12 protein-coding genes are annotated in these 12789 nt (G+C 69.5%); 4 read left to right on the top strand and 8 right to left on the bottom strand.

Features of this window, described 5'->3' with window-relative positions; genetic code table 11:
- The first annotated feature begins 168 nt into the window (after positions 1-168).
- Positions 169-1128 (top strand): aldo/keto reductase, encoded by a 960-nt coding sequence (locus ACTCB7_RS14110; protein WP_463007164.1) that lies wholly within the window; start codon positions 169-171, stop codon positions 1126-1128.
- 4 nt (positions 1129-1132) lie between these two features.
- Here the strand turns inward: ACTCB7_RS14110 and astB are convergent, their stop codons facing one another.
- Genes astB through ACTCB7_RS14085 form a run of 5 tightly spaced genes read right to left on the bottom strand, consistent with a single transcriptional unit; the run spans position 1133 to position 7328 of the window.
- Complete coding sequence (gene astB / locus ACTCB7_RS14105; protein WP_463007163.1) at positions 1133-2509, bottom strand: N-succinylarginine dihydrolase; 1377 nt, start codon at positions 2507-2509, stop codon at positions 1133-1135.
- Positions 2506-3975, bottom strand: a complete 1470-nt coding sequence (astD, locus tag ACTCB7_RS14100; RefSeq protein ID WP_463007162.1) for a succinylglutamate-semialdehyde dehydrogenase — start codon at positions 3973-3975, stop codon at positions 2506-2508. The genes astB and astD overlap by 4 nt, the downstream gene beginning before the upstream one ends.
- A 22-nt stretch (positions 3976-3997) precedes the next feature.
- Positions 3998-5017: an arginine N-succinyltransferase gene (astA, locus tag ACTCB7_RS14095; protein WP_463007161.1), complete on the bottom strand. Its 1020-nt coding sequence runs from the start codon at positions 5015-5017 to the stop codon at positions 3998-4000.
- The gene (locus ACTCB7_RS14090) at positions 5017-6081 is read right to left on the bottom strand and encodes an arginine N-succinyltransferase (RefSeq protein ID WP_463007160.1); all 1065 of its coding nucleotides are present in this window, start codon (positions 6079-6081) and stop codon (positions 5017-5019) included. Before ACTCB7_RS14090 ends, astA begins: the two co-directional genes overlap by 1 nt.
- Before the next feature lie 32 nt (positions 6082-6113).
- The gene (locus ACTCB7_RS14085) at positions 6114-7328 is read right to left on the bottom strand and encodes an aspartate aminotransferase family protein (RefSeq protein ID WP_463007159.1); all 1215 of its coding nucleotides are present in this window, start codon (positions 7326-7328) and stop codon (positions 6114-6116) included.
- 240 nt (positions 7329-7568) lie between these two features.
- Here ACTCB7_RS14085 and ACTCB7_RS14080 point away from each other — a divergent pair, with 240 nt between their 5' ends.
- Both ACTCB7_RS14080 and ACTCB7_RS14075 read left to right on the top strand, forming a co-directional pair.
- Positions 7569-8363 carry an SDR family NAD(P)-dependent oxidoreductase gene (locus ACTCB7_RS14080; RefSeq protein ID WP_463007158.1) on the top strand — a complete coding sequence of 265 codons (795 nt, stop codon included), beginning with the start codon at positions 7569-7571 and terminating at the stop codon, positions 8361-8363.
- A gap of 110 nt (positions 8364-8473) precedes the next feature.
- On the top strand, positions 8474-9091 hold the full coding sequence (locus ACTCB7_RS14075; RefSeq protein WP_463007157.1) for a class I SAM-dependent methyltransferase: 618 nt from the start codon (positions 8474-8476) through the stop codon (positions 9089-9091).
- 235 nt (positions 9092-9326) lie between these two features.
- On the opposite strand, the gene ACTCB7_RS14070 is transcribed toward ACTCB7_RS14075, so the two are convergent.
- A complete protein-coding gene (locus ACTCB7_RS14070; RefSeq protein ID WP_463007156.1) occupies positions 9327-10292 on the bottom strand; it encodes a GlxA family transcriptional regulator in 966 nt (321 codons plus the stop codon).
- 47 nt (positions 10293-10339) lie between these two features.
- The gene (fabV, locus tag ACTCB7_RS14065) at positions 10340-11548 is read right to left on the bottom strand and encodes an enoyl-ACP reductase FabV (protein ID WP_463007155.1); all 1209 of its coding nucleotides are present in this window, start codon (positions 11546-11548) and stop codon (positions 10340-10342) included.
- A gap of 158 nt (positions 11549-11706) precedes the next feature.
- On the opposite strand from fabV, the gene ACTCB7_RS14060 reads away from it, so the two are divergent.
- Positions 11707-12099, top strand: coding sequence for a DUF7079 family protein (locus tag ACTCB7_RS14060; protein WP_463007154.1), 393 nt, complete (start codon positions 11707-11709; stop codon positions 12097-12099).
- A 2-nt stretch (positions 12100-12101) separates the two neighbouring features.
- Here the strand turns inward: ACTCB7_RS14060 and ACTCB7_RS14055 are convergent, their stop codons facing one another.
- Complete coding sequence (locus tag ACTCB7_RS14055; protein WP_463007153.1) at positions 12102-12596, bottom strand: glutathione peroxidase; 495 nt, start codon at positions 12594-12596, stop codon at positions 12102-12104.
- Positions 12597-12789 lie beyond the last annotated feature (193 nt).

Here is a 12789-nt window from a genome sequence, read left to right as displayed (position 1 = left end):
TGGCTTCTCCCGCCTGGATTTCCCGACAGCTTACCGGCAAGTTCCGCACCCTGTCCCGTTCTCCTGTCGCCGGGGCCGACATCACCAACTCGGGTCGACTACCCTGATGGCGACACATCCGTTTAGCAGCCTCATGGCACACTCGTGACCCGACAGGAGGAGTTGGTAATGGAATTACGCCCGCTCGGCAACAGCGGCCTGAAAACCGCCCCGCTGATCTTCGGCGGCAACGTCTTCGGCTGGACACTCGACGAGCGCGAATCGTTCGCGATGATCGACGCCTGGCTGGACGCCGGCTTCAACGCCATCGACACCGCCGACGTCTACTCGCGCTGGGTAGACGGCCACAGCGGCGGCGAGTCCGAAACCGTGCTGGGCCGCTACTTCAAGGCCCGCGGCAACCGCGACAAGGTGCTGCTGGCCACCAAGGTCGGCAAGGCGATGGGCGACGGCGAGCAGGGGCTTTCGAAGGACTACATCATGCGCGCCGTCGAGGCCTCGCTGACGCGCCTGCAGACCGACGTCATCGACCTCTACCAGTCCCACGACGACGACACCGATACCCCGCTGGAGGAGACCCTCGAGGCCTATCAGCGGCTCATTGAACAGGGCAAGGTCCGCGCCATCGGCGCCTCGAACTATCCGGCGCGCCGCCTCGACCAGGCACTGACGGTCGCCGAGCGCAACGACCTGCCGCGCTACGAAACCCTGCAGCCGTTCTACAACCTCTACGACCGCAGCGACTACGAGGCCCGGCTGGCCCCGCTGTGCGAGCAACACGGCGTCGGCGTGATCCCCTACTTCGCGCTGGCCAGCGGCTTTCTCACCGGCAAGTACCGCGACCGCGAGGATGCCCGCGGCACGCCCCGCGAGGCCTTCCTCGACAAGTACTTCGACGAGCGTGGGATGCGCATCCTCGACGCCCTCGGCGAGGTCGCCCGGCGGCTCGACACCACGCCGGCGAGCGTCTCGCTGGCCTGGCTGATGACCCGCCCGGCGGTCACCGCACCGATCGCCAGCGCCACCTCGCGCCGCCAGCTGGATGCCATGATCGCCGCCACCCGGCTGACCCTGGACAAGGACGCCCTGCGTCGCCTGGAGGAGGCCAGCAACCCCTTCCAGGCGTGATGCCTCAGGTCAGCTGGAAGGGATAGACGCTGCCGATCTTCAACAGCCGCGTCAGTTCGTCGAGCGCGGTGAGCGTCTCCTCGGCGAGCTGCGGGTCGGCGAGATCGGCCGGGCTCAGGGTGTCGCGATAGTGGCGCTCGACCCAGCCGACGAGGTCGGTGTAGAGCGCGTCGTCGAGCAGCACCCGGCCGGACAGCCCGGCGCGCTCGGCGGCGTCGAGCACCACCCGCAGCCGCAGACAGGCCGGGCCACCGCCGTTGCGCATGCTCTGCTTGACGTCCTTGACCACCACCTCGCCGATCGGATTGTGGCCGGCCAGCAGCAGGTCCTGGATGGTCCGCCACACCGCCTCGTTCTCCTGGCACTCGCCGGGCACCACCAGGGTCATGGCCCCGCTGCCGTCGGGGTCGGAGAGCAGCTGCGAGTTGAACAGATACGAGCTCACCGCATCGTCGAGGCTCACCGCTTCGCTCGGCACGCGCACCGGGATCAGCGGCGTGGTCATCTTGCGGCGCAGTTCGTCGAGGGTGCCCTCCTCGTCGAGAAACGCCATCTCGTGATAGAGCAGCACCGGACCGTTACCCACCGCGATCACATCATTGTGGAACACGCCGGCATCGATGGCCTCCGGGTGCTGCTGGGCGAACACCACCTGCGTGGCATCGAGGCCGTGCTGACGGGCTACCGCCTGGCTGGCCTCCAGGGTCTGGCGGGCCGGGAAGCGCCGTGGCTCGCGACGCGTTTCCCCCTCGCCGGGAAACGCCTGACGCCCGTAGGCGTAGAGGTGCACGCCCGGCTCGCCGTGATCGCCGCACAGCCGGGTATGGTTGGCCGCGCCCTCGTCGGAGAACGCCGGGGTCGCCGGCAGCGCCGGGTGATGGGCGAAGCGTGCCTCGTCGCGGAAGATCGCCGCCAGCACGCGGCCGGTGGTCTGCGGCTCGAGGAAGCGGTGAAAGCTCGACTGCAGGTTGGCCGGGGTGAAATGCACCCGGCCGTCCGGTGCGTCGATACTCGGCGTCACCGTAGCGGCGTTGGCCGTCCACATCGACGATGCCGAGCACACCGCGCGCAGGATCTGCGGCGCCTCGCGGGCGGCGCGTTCCAGCACCTGAGCGTTGCTGCCGGAAAAGCCCAGGTCGCGCAGCGCGCCGAGGTCCGGGCGCTGCTGGGGCGGCAGCACCCCCTGAGCATAGCCCGCATCGTGCAGGGCCTTCATCTTGGCCAGCCCCTGCAGCGCCGCTTCCTTCGGGCTGGAGGCCAGGCCGCCGTGGCGCATCGACGCCACGTTGCCATGGGCCAGCCCGGCGTAGTTGTGGGTGGGGCCAACCAGGCCGTCGAAGTTGACCTCGCGGACGTCGGCCCGCGGTGTGGAGTCGCTCATAATGTCACCCCCGGCGGCAGGTTCTCGGGCAGCGCCAGCGACTCGCTCTCCATCGAGGCGACCGGGTAGGCGCAGTAGTCGGCGGCATAGTAGGCGCTCGGGCGATGGTTGCCGCTGTCGCCGATGCCGCCGAAGGGCGCGTCGCTGGAGGCGCCGGTGGTCTGGCGGTTCCAGTTGACGATGCCGGCGCGGATGCGCAGCAGGAAGTCGTCCCAGTCGGCTTGCTCGCCGCCGATCAGCCCGGCGGAGAGCCCGTAGCGGGTATCGTTGGCAAGCGCGATCGCCTCGTCCCAGTCACGGTAGCGGTGCACCTTGAGCAGCGGGCCGAAGTGCTCCTCGTCGGGCACGTCGCAGTCGGTGACGTCGATCAGTCCGGGGCTGAGCAGGCTGGTGCCGTCGACCAGACGGCGCATCCGCGCCAGCACACTGCCACCGCGCGCCTCGAGATCGTCCTGGGCCGCGAGCAGCCCATCGGCGGCGGCCACCGTGGCCAGCCCACCGTAGAACGGCGCCGGCTCGCTGAACGGCGCGGCGACGCGAAGCTCACCGATGGCCGCGACCAGCGCCTCGATCAGGCGGTCGCCGACGGCGCCCTCGGGCACCATCAGCCGCCGCGCGCAGGTGCAGCGCTGGCCGCCGGAGAGAAACGCCGACTGCAGGATGGTCAGCACCGCGGCGGCCTCGTCCGGCACGTCCCTGACCACCAGCGGGTTGTTGCCGCCCAGCTCCAGCGCGAGGATCTTGTCGACCTGGCCGGCGAACTGCTTGTGCAGCAGCTTGCCGGTGCGGGCACTGCCGGTGAACAGCAGCCCGTCGATGTCGTCGGCCCCGGCCAGCGCCTGCCCCACCGGCGCGCCACCCTGCACCAGGTTGATCACGCCCTCGGGCAGCCCGGCGGCCTGCCAGCATTGCAGGGTCAGGTCGGCGGTGCGCGGGGTGATCTCGCTGGGCTTGAAGACCACGGTGTTGCCGGCCAGCAGCGCCGGGACCATGTGCCCGTTGGGCAGATGGCCGGGGAAGTTGTAGGGGCCGAACACTGCCAGCACGCCGTGGGGGCGATGACGCAGCACCGCCGTGGTGCCGCCCGCATCGCGGCTGCGCTCGCCGGTGCGCTCGTGATGGGCGGTCACCGAGATCGCCACCTTGGCGATCATCGCGCCCACCTCGGTCCGCGCTTCCCACAGCGGCTTGCCGGTTTCCCGGGCGATGCTTTCGGCCAGCGCCTCGCGGTGGGTCTCGAGCTGGTCGCGGAAACGCTCGACCACGGCCAGCCGCGCCTCGAACGTCCGACGCGCCCAGCCGGGAAACGCCGTGCGGGCGGCGGCCACCGCCTCGTCCACCTGAGCCGTGCCGGCACTGGCACCCTGCCACAAGGTATCGCCGCTGATCGGGTCGGTCTTGGTCAGCGGGTCGGCGGCGCCGTCGACCCAGGCACCACCGATGAAGAGTTGTTGTCGGGCTTGCATGAGAGGCTCCCAGGTTTCGAGCTTACGTTTCCAGAACCCGCAGGGTATCGCCGGTGGCGACACCGAGGCGGCAGGCTTCCGCATCGCTGAGGGTCAGGCTGCCGTCCTCGTCGGGGCCGCGGCCCACCCAGGCGGCCCGGAAGCCGGTCATGTCGGTGGTCGCCACCAGCCAGGCGGGGCGCTCGGTGGATTCCGGCTCGCTGCCGGCGACCTCCACGGTACACAGCCTTGAGTGACGCACCGCCCGCACGTCATCGATGTAGGCTTCCACGGTGGGGCCGCCGTCGAAGATGTCGATATAGCCCTCCCAGCGCAGGCCCTCCTTCTTGAGCATCTCCAGCGCGGGCCGGGTGTCGTCGTGGACGGCGCCGATGCAGGCCCGCGCCTCCTCGGTGAGAAAGGGGGTGTAGATCGGGAACTTGGGCATCAGCTCGCCGATAAAGCTCTTTTGGCCTAATCCCGTCAGTCTGTCGGCTTCATTGAAATCCATGGGGAAGAAGTGACTGCCCAGACACTGCCAGAAGGGGCTGATGCCGTTGCCGTCGAACTTGCCGCGCATCTCGGCGAGCACCTTGTCGGGAAAGCAGTTGCGGAACTGGGCCATGAACAGCCAGCGCGCCTTCGAGAGCAGCGCACCGTTGCGATGACGGCGATATTCCGGACGCAGGTAGAGCGAGGCCACCTCGGCGTCGCCGGTGTGGTCCGAGCTCAGAAACAGCGTGTCGATGGTGCGGTGCAGGTCGAGCTGTACCGACGAGTGCGCCAGCGTGCCCACCCGGTAGTGGTAGAACGGCACCTCGCGGCCAACCTGCGCCTCGATGGCGCAGCAGCCGGCCAGCTCGCCCGTCTCGTCATCCTCGAGCACGAAGAAGTACAGCCGTTCCTCGGCCGGCACGCGGGCCTCGAAGGCCCGGGCGGCGGACTCGATCTTGCCGGCCAGGAAATCGCGGTTGTCCGGCAGCGACGTGAAACCGACGCCGGTCTCGCGAGCGAGCCGCTGCAGGCTGTCGAGATCGCCGCGGGCGATGGGTCGAATGCGCATTACAGTTCCCCCTCGTCGAAGGCGTCATCGGCGTCCGGCAGACCCAGCGGCGCGGCGAGCACCGCGCGGCCCTCCTCCACGCCGAGTTCCGCGGCATGCTCGGGCGAGAGCATCAGCTGGCCGGTGGGCGACAGCGCATAGCGCGCCACCACGCAGCGGAAGCCGTCGAGCTTCTGGTTGGCGATCAGCGCCGGCTCGGCGTCCGGCAGCGCCGTTGCCGGGCGGATGCGCACCGGATGCCAGGTGCTGTGACGGAAGGTCGCCAGCCGATCGCGCTCGGCCTTGATCACCGGACCGGCGTCGAAGATGTCGACGTGCCGCGAGCGGGCGAAGCCCTCGGCGAGCATTTCCGCCAGCGCCGTCTCGTGGGCCGGGTGCTCGCGGCCGATCGCCGCCCGCGCCGCCGGGGTGAGCAGCGGCAGGTAGAGCGGGAACTGCGGCATCACCTCGGCGATGAAGCTCTTCGAGCGCACCCCGGCCAGGTGGTTCATCTCCTGGTAGCCGCGGGCGAAGAAGTGACGACCGACGCTGTTCCAGAACGGCGACTCGCCGTCGGCGTCCAGGTAGCCGGGGAAGGCGATCGCCAGGAGCTCGGCGAAGCGTTCCGGATACTGGGCGATGAACATCAGCCGCGAGCGGCGCAGCAGGCTCTCGGCGCTGGTACCCTTGTAGCGCGGGTCCAGCGACAGCGCGCACAGCAGGCTGGCGTCCGAGACCTCGTGGGACAGCGACAGCGTCTGCACCTCGCGGCGCACGTTGAGCTGCTGCGAGGCGTGGATCAGCGTTTCCTGACGATAGGTGTAGTACGCCTCGTGAGCGCCGGCATGGGCGCGAATGGTGGCGGTCCCGGCGATCTCGCCGCGCTCGAGGTCCTCGAGCACGAAGGTGTAGCTCTCGTCGCCGGGAAAGTCGACCTCGCGGGCCAGCGAGCGCTGCGACCGGGTGATGCGTTCCTCGAGGCGATCGCGATGCGCCGGCAGATTGGTCAGCCGCGGGGTGGCCGTCCCCGCCAGGCGCTCGAGGCCCGGCAGGTCGGCCGGCTTGGCAGGGCGCACGACCAGCATGGCGTTTCCTCCCGTGGTGGGCGCGTGGCCGTTCATGCGGACTCGACGAAGCGGGCCAGGGCGCGGTCGAGACGCGCCATGCCCTCGTCGATGTCGGCCTCGGGGATCACCAGCGACGGCGCCATGCGCAGCACGTTGGGTCCGGCGATCAGCGCCATCAGCCCTTCCTCGATGGCCAGCGGCAGGATGTCCTTGGCGCGGCCCTCGTACTCGGGGGCCATCGGCGCGCCGATCAGCAGGCCCATGCCGCGCACCTCGCCGAACACGCCATACTTGGCGTTGAGCGCCTCGAGATGCTCGCGGAAGCGTTCATGGCGCCGCTGCACGCCCTCGAGCACCTCGGGGGTGTCGATGTGTTCGAGCGCCGCCAGCGCCACGGCGGAGGCCAGGGCGTTGCCGCCGTAGGTCGACCCGTGGGTGCCCGGCGTGAATACCCTGGCGACCTGCTCGGTGGTCAGCATCGCGCCGATCGGGAAGCCGCCACCCAGCGACTTGGCGCTGGTCAGGATGTCCGGCACGACGCCGTAGCGCATGTAGGCGAACAGCGTGCCCGGACGGCCCATGCCCGACTGCACCTCGTCGAAGATCAGCAGCGCCTGGTGCTCGTCGCACAGCGCGCGCAGCCCCTCGAGGAAGTCCTGGGTGGCCGGCACGATGCCGCCCTCGCCCTGCATCGGCTCGACGATCACCGCGCAGGTGTCGGCGTCGATCAGTTCGCGCACGCTGTCGAGGTTGTTGAACTCGCCGTGGACGATACCGCCCGGCACCGGCCCGAAGCCCTGGGAATACTTGGGCTGACCGCCGACGCTGACGGTGAAGAAGGTGCGGCCGTGGAACGACTGGCGGAACGAGACGATCTTGTGCTTGCGCTCGCCGTGAGTGTCGTGGGCCCAGCGCCGGGCCAGCTTGAGCGCGGCCTCGTTGGCCTCGCCGCCGGAGGAGCACAGGTAGACCTTGTCAGCGAAGGTGCGCTCGGTCAGCGCCTTGGCCAGTTTGAGTGCCGGCTCGTTGGTGTAGACGTTGGACAGGTGCCAAAGCGTGTCGGCCTGTTCCTTGAGCGCATTGACCAGCACCGGATGGCAGTGCCCCAGCGAGTTCACCGCGATGCCGCCGGCGAAGTCGATGTACTCGCGGCCCTCCTGATCCCACAGGCGGCTGCCCTCGCCGCGCACGGGAATCACCCGCTGCGGGGCGTAGTTGGGCACCATGTAGCGATCGAAGTCGTCGCGGGTCGGGGTGTAGTCCATGTCGGTCTCCATCCGGTAAGTCTGTGAGAAAGGCGATGCAGTGATCGAGTCGATCCCTCGAGTATAAGGAGCACAAGCCCCCGGGGCTTACAGCGATGGGACGGCGAATTATGAAAAGCGGCGAAACGGCAGTCGTGACCCGGGGCTTGAAGTCGCACCGGGGCACCGCCACCTTTTTAGCAGGCTACATTTGGGGTCGGCGCCGCGTCGCCGCCCAGCACACGACAAGGAGTGTTCCCCATGCAGATCGACCTTTCCGGCAAGAACGCCATCGTCACCGGCTCCACCGCCGGCATCGGCTTCGCCATCGCCCGCGGGCTCGCCGAGTCCGGCGCCGAGGTCACCGTCACCGGGCGCACCCGGGCCCGCGTCGACGCGGCAATCGAGGCCATCAAGAAGGACGTCCCCAATGCCGGCGTGTCGGGCGTGGCCGCCGACCTGGGCACCGCCGAGGGCTGCCGGGCGCTGATCGAGGCCCGGCCGGAGACCGACATCCTGGTCAACAACGTGGGCATCTTCGGCCCCCAGGACTTCTTCGCGGTCGACGACGCCACCTGGCAGCAGTTCTTCGACGTCAACGTGATGAGCGCGGTGCGCCTGTCGCGTCACTACGCCCAGGGCATGAAGGCCCGCGACTGGGGGCGCATCCAGTTCATCTCCAGCGAATCGGGGCTCAACATCCCCAGCGAGATGGTCCACTACGGCATGACCAAGTCCGCCGTGCAGTCGATCTCGCGCGGGCTGGCCAAGGTGCTCAGCGGCACCCGGGTCACCGTCAACGCCATCCTGCCGGGGCCGACCCGCTCCGAGGGCGTGCTCGAGATGATCCGCCAGGCCGCCGAGGAGCAGGGCGTGTCGCAGGCGGAGATGGAGGAACGCTTCATCCGCGAGAACCGCCCCTCCTCGATCATCCAGCGCCTGGCCACGCCCGAGGAGGTCGCCCACATGAGCGTCTACGCGGCCTCCGAGCAGGCCAGCGCCACCACCGGCGCGGCGCTGCGCGTCGAGGGCGGCATCGTCGACACCATGGCCTGACGCCCGCCTCCGACCCCGCCCGGTGGCCGCCGCCAGCGGGCGGGCTTTCCTGACCGCCGCTCCCGGCGCATGATGGACTCCCCAGCCTGGCCTACCGGGAGAGCCCACCCATGATCGATGCCACCACCTGGAACCGCTGGCGCTATGCCTTGTATGCCCCGGTCTACGACTGTGTCGCCGACCGGGCCTTTCGCCGCGCCCGGCGGCGCGCGCTCGAGGCGGTGGACTGGGCCGGCGGCCAGCGCGTGCTGATCGTCGGCTGCGGCACCGGGCTCGACCTGCCCTGGCTGCCCCGCGACATCGAGCTGCACGGCTGCGACCTCACCCCGGCGATGGTGCGGCGCTTTCGTGCCCGGGCCGAGGCGCTGGGCTTCGACGGCCAGGCCGGGGTGATGGACGCCGCGGCGCTGAGCTACCCGGACGGCCATTTCGACGTGGTGGTGATGCACCTGATCCTGGCGGTGATGCCGCACCCGGAGCGCGGGCTGGCGGAGGCGCATCGGGTGCTCGCCGACGACGGCCAGCTGTGCGTGATGGACAAGTTCCAGCCGGACAGCCACCCCGCCGGCCCGGGGCGCCGCGCACTCAACCGCGTCACCCGCGTCATCGCCACCGACATCACCCGTCAGGCGGGGCCACTGCTGGAGGCGGCCGGCTTCGTCGTCGAACGTGACGAGCCGGTGATGATGGGCTCGCTGTTCCGCGCCCTGCTGGCGCACAAGGCATGACGGGACCAAGGCTACCCGCAGTTCGGCCAAGGGCTGACCCGTCGACAGCTCTTCAAAGGGGCGCTGTGACCCCCTCCATGGGCGCTACCTACGCCATCTGACCGCCATGGATGGCGGAAATGCCGGAATGGAAAGGAACATTTTCCGGCCATGGCGTAGGCCCCCTTCTTCGACCTGTCCCCGGCGCCCCCCGGCCAGAGTCAACTGCGATTGCCCTGATGACGGGGCGGCGCCGTCAGGTCAGCCGCTCCTCGCGGGGCGTCATGCCGAAGTGGTTGCGGTAGGCGGTGGAGAAGTGGGCGCCGGAGGAGAAGCCGGTCTGCAGGGCGATGTCACCCACCGCCTGGTCGGTCTCGCGCAGCAGCTTGCGCGCTCGCTGCAGGCGCAGGTCCAGGTAGTAGCGGCTGGGCACCGCCTGCAGGTACTTCTTGAACAGCCGCTCTAGCTGGCGCCGCGAGATGCCCAGATGCTCGGCCAGTTCGTGGGTGGTCAGCGGCTCCTCGATGTTGGACTCCATCAGCGCCACGGCGTCGACCAGGCTCTGCGGGGCATGGCCGAGCCGCGCGCGCAGCGGCACGTGCTGGGGCTCGTCGCCCATGCGGATGCGCTCGCAGACGAAGTGCTCGGAGATGCGCTCGGCGAGCCGCTGGCCGTGATGCTGGCCGATCAGGGTCATCATCATGTCCATCGCCGCGGTACCGCCGCCGCAGCTCAGACGGTCGCGGTCGATCTCGAAGAGCTGGTGGCTGACCCGCACCGCCGGATGGGCCCGGGCGAAGGCTTCCAGATTCTGCCAGGGCAGCGTGGCGCGATAGCCGTCGAGCACCCCGGCCCGGGCCAGCACCTCGGTCCCCCCGGCGACCCCGCCCAGCGCCACGCCGCGCCCGGCCAGACGCGTCAGCCAGGCCTCGAGCGCCGGATGCGCGCCAACACCCTGGGAAGGGGCACAGACCAGCAGCAGGTCCAGCGCCCCGGCCTCGCTGCCGGTCGCGCCGTTCGGCGACAGCGCCAGCTCCGCGGCGCTTTTCACCGCGCGGCCGTCCAGGCTGAAGATCAGCGGCGTGTAGAGCCGCTCGCCGGCCAGCCGGTTGGCCACGTGCAGCGGCTCCAGCGCGCAGGCCTGGGCGAGCAGCGAGAACCCCGGCAGCAGCACGAAGCCGATCTGCCGGGGTGTTGAGATGGCCGAACTATCGTGCAGCATCGCCGCCCTCGCCGTCCCGCCGGCCGGCGTGTCTCGCCGGCCGGCGCTCAGGGCTGCACGACATCGAAGTCGGCCACCGGATCGACGTCGGCGTCATAGTCCACGTCATCGCGCTCGAAGCCGAACAGCTTGAGGAACTCGTGCTTGTAGCCGGCGTAGTCGGTGATCTCGAAGAGGTTGTCGGTGGTCACCGTCGGCCACAGGTCCTTGCAGGCCTGCTGGACGTCGTCGCGCAGCTCCCAGTCGTCGAGACGCAGCCGCCCGGCCTCGTCGGTGGCAGGCGCCTCGTCGGCGTAGAGCCGGTCGCGGAACAGCCGGTTGAGCTGGTCGATGGTGCCCTCGTGCAGGCCCTGCTCCTTCATCACCTTGTAGACCATGGCGATGTACAGCGGCATCACCGGGATCGCCGCGCTGGCCTGGGTGACCACCGACTTGAGCACCGCGACGTTGGCGCCACCGCCCGTCCCGGCCAGGCGCTTGTCGATCTCGCCGGCGGCGCGATCGAGGTCCTCCTTGGCCTTGCCCAGCGCGCCGTGCCAGTAGATCGGCCAGGTGATCTCGGTGCCGATGTAGCTGAAGGCCACGCTGCGCGCGCCGTCGGCCAGCACGCCGGCCTTGTCGAGCGCGTCGATCCACAGTTCCCAGTCCTCGCCGCCCATCACCGCGATGGTGTCGTCGATTTCCTGCTGGGTGGCCGGTTCGACCTCGGCCTCGATGATGGCGTCCTTGTTGGTGTCGATGGCGGTGGCGCGGTAGGTCTCGCCGATCGGCTTGAGCGCGGAGCGCTTCACCTCGCCGCTGTCGGGCAGCTTGCGCACCGGCGAGGCCAGCGAGTAGATCACCAGGTCGACCTCGCCGAGGTCCTGCTTGATCATCTCGATGGCCTTCTCGCGGGTCTCGTGGGCGAAGGCATCGCCGTTGATCGCACGGCTGTAGAGCCCCTCTTCCTTGGCGTAGCGATCGAAGGCGGCGGCGTTGTACCAGCCGGCGGTACCGGGCTTCTTCTCGGTGCCGGGCTTCTCGAAGAACACGCCCAGGGTGCTGGCGCCGTAGCCGAAGGCCGCGGTGATGCGCGCCGCCAGGCCGTAACCGCTGGACGCGCCGATGACCAGCACCTTCTTCGGCCCGGCATCGCCGGCACCGCGCGCGCCGATCGCCCGGCGGGTCGCCTGGATCTGCTCGAGCACGCTCATCGCGCAGCCGGTGGGATGGGTGGTGGTGCAGATGAAACCGCGAACCTTGGGTTTGATGATCACGTCAGACCTCGGCTTTGCTGGAGCTTGCGGGGCACTCCCCGGATCGGGAAGCGACTGATGCGGCTATTCTAGCGATTTGCCGGAGACCTGTCCGCCCTGCCCCGCCGTCCGCCACTGTGCGACAATGGCGTTCCGTTTCGCATCGCGAGGAGGATGGCGTGAAGGACGCCCAGACCCTGGTCGACGAGCGCGGCGAGCTGTGGCTGGCCCTGGCACCGCTGTGGCGCGAGCACGAGCCCCGCGAGACCGAATACGCGCGCATGGTCACGGTGATCGAGCGTCACGACCTGACGCTCGAGCAGCTGGAGTGGATCTTTCGCCTGGAGCTGGCCCCGGTGCTGACCCGCCAGCAGATGTCCGTGGCCGGCGACAACACCCTGGACGATCATCAGCTGCTGCGCCGGCTGGTGGCCCACAATCGCCGCCTGTTCGGCTGGCGCAAGGGCTTCTGGGCGCTGTTCTCGGGGATGATGACGATGCTCGCCCGCCCGCGCTGGAACACCCTGATCGAACGCCTGCTGGTGGCCCGCGGCCAGACGCCGCCGGACTGATCTCACGCCGAGAACGGCGTCTCCAGGGCCCGCTCCAGATCCGGCACGATGCGCGCCATCCGGTCGCGGGGCGAGAAGCGGCGGATCACCTGACCGTCGCGACCGACCAGGAACTTGGTGAAGTTCCACTTGATCGGGGTGCTGCCCAGCACCCCGGGCGCCTGGCGGCGCAGCAGCACGAACAGCGGGTGCGCCCCCGGGCCGTTGACCCGGACCTTCTCCATCACCGGAAAGGTGACGCCGTACTCGCGTTCGCAGAAGGCGCCGAAGGCCCGTGCCGTTTCCGGCGACTGGCGCGCGAACTGGTTGCAGGGAAAGGCCAGCACCGTGAAGCCCTGGTCGCGATAGCGCCGGTAGAGACGCTCGAGTTCGGCGAGCTGCGGGGTGAAGCCGCAACGGCTGGCGACATTGACCACCAGCAGCACCTGCCCGCGCAGCGCCCGGAGATTGAAGGGCTCGCCACTCTGGGTACGACAATCCTGGCTGTAGATCTGCATGGCCCACGTCTTTGCTGTCGCTGAACGCTAGACGATGCCACGATCGCCCCGCCCCTGTCATCGCTGCGCCATCAAGGAACCGGCATCGAACGGCAGGATGGCCGTGGGCCCGGGAGGACCGTCGATTGACCCGGCGCCCGCCCCGGCCCATGCTCAGTCCATCGGCCGTTTCCCGTGCGCCCGTGGAGTCCCG

This window comes from Modicisalibacter sp. (assembly GCF_055145905.1).
Note: the sequence above shows the minus strand (reverse complement) of the source record. Positions and strands in the feature narration are given on the sequence as shown.

Excerpts from the sequence above, each read along its gene's own strand:
- ACTCB7_RS14085 (WP_463007159.1), bottom strand. The coding sequence starts at position 7,328 with ATGGACTACACCCCGACCCGCGACGACTTCGATCGCTACATGGTGCCC.
- ACTCB7_RS14055 (WP_463007153.1), bottom strand. The coding sequence starts at position 12,596 with ATGCAGATCTACAGCCAGGATTGTCGTACCCAGAGTGGCGAGCCCTTC.
- astB (WP_463007163.1), bottom strand. The coding sequence starts at position 2,509 with ATGAGCGACTCCACACCGCGGGCCGACGTCCGCGAGGTCAACTTCGAC.
- ACTCB7_RS14070 (WP_463007156.1), bottom strand. The coding sequence starts at position 10,292 with ATGCTGCACGATAGTTCGGCCATCTCAACACCCCGGCAGATCGGCTTC.
- ACTCB7_RS14075 (WP_463007157.1), top strand. The coding sequence starts at position 8,474 with ATGATCGATGCCACCACCTGGAACCGCTGGCGCTATGCCTTGTATGCC.
- astA (WP_463007161.1), bottom strand. The coding sequence starts at position 5,017 with ATGCGCATTCGACCCATCGCCCGCGGCGATCTCGACAGCCTGCAGCGG.
- astD (WP_463007162.1), bottom strand. The coding sequence starts at position 3,975 with ATGCAAGCCCGACAACAACTCTTCATCGGTGGTGCCTGGGTCGACGGC.
- ACTCB7_RS14080 (WP_463007158.1), top strand. The coding sequence starts at position 7,569 with ATGCAGATCGACCTTTCCGGCAAGAACGCCATCGTCACCGGCTCCACC.
- ACTCB7_RS14090 (WP_463007160.1), bottom strand. The coding sequence starts at position 6,081 with ATGCTGGTCGTGCGCCCTGCCAAGCCGGCCGACCTGCCGGGCCTCGAG.
- ACTCB7_RS14110 (WP_463007164.1), top strand. The coding sequence starts at position 169 with ATGGAATTACGCCCGCTCGGCAACAGCGGCCTGAAAACCGCCCCGCTG.